The sequence below is a fragment of the Noviherbaspirillum soli genome, from assembly GCF_015352955.1.
Lineage (GTDB): Bacteria > Pseudomonadota > Gammaproteobacteria > Burkholderiales > Burkholderiaceae_D > Noviherbaspirillum_A > Noviherbaspirillum_A soli.
In genome coordinates this window covers 1-967 of record NZ_JACYOX010000101.1, presented here as the reverse complement: position 1 = coordinate 967, position 967 = coordinate 1, and the positions used below count along the sequence as shown (strand labels likewise).

Below are 967 nucleotides of genomic sequence, written 5' to 3'. Positions count from 1 at the left end.
AACCTCAGTTCGGGATAAGGATTTTCTTTGTAGACATGATTGAGCGCCTCCGTTGCGCTTCGTAAGATTGGGTTTGCACACCGATCAATCGCCACGAAGCAGGAGGCGCTCATGGACAGTCTAACGGAATTGTTTTGCCTGATCGACGACTTCTGCGTGCAATTCGAACCGGCCTGGCACAAGCGTTTGTTGGACGATGGACAGCAATACCGACGTCGCCAGACGAGACTGCAACTGTCCGAGCTGATGACACTGGCCGTCTTGTTTCACCAACTCCGGTTTCGCCAGTTCAAGACCTTTTATCTGGCTTACGTATGTCGATTTCTCCGTCAGGAGTTTCCCGATCTCCCCAGCTATCACCGCTGCGTCGAACTCATGCCACGCTGTGCCGTTCCTCTGGCAGCCCTGTTTGACATGCTCAAAGGCCAGTGCTCAGGCATTTCAATTGTGGACTCGACACCCATTGCCGTGTGCGACAACCTGCGCATTCCTCGCCATAAGGTCTTTGCCGGGCTCGCTGCCCGGGGCAAGAGTTCGACGGGCTGGTTCTTCGGCTTCAAGCTGCATGTCGTCATCAACCATCGGGGCGAAATCCTGGCAATTCGCCTTACCCCAGGCAATGTCGACGACCGCAAGCCGGTGCCAGGACTGTGCCAGAGCCTGTCCGGCAAGCTGCTGGGCGACAAGGGCTATTTGGCCAGATGGCTATCGGACCTGCTGGCAGAGCAGCATGTGCACCTGATCACTAAAGTGCGCAAGAACATGAAGCCGATTGAGCTCACACCGTTTGATCAAGCCCTGTTGCGGCAGCGCTCGCTCATTGAAACCGTCTTCGATGAGATCAAAAACCTATGCCAGATTGAACATACTCATCACCGCTCCTGCGTGAACTTCGTCGTCAATCTTATGGCCGGTGTCGTTGCTTACTGCCTCGCGCCCAACAAGCCACGCTTGCCCGTGACGACCA

The 967-nt window shown here is 55.4% G+C and carries 1 protein-coding gene; it reads left to right on the top strand.

All coding sequences use genetic code 11. From position 1 onward, the window contains the following. Positions 1-111: 111 nt before the first annotated feature. Positions 112-967, top strand: an 856-nt coding sequence (locus IGW04_RS25510) for an IS982 family transposase (protein WP_194715897.1), incomplete at its 3' end; no start/stop codon positions are given.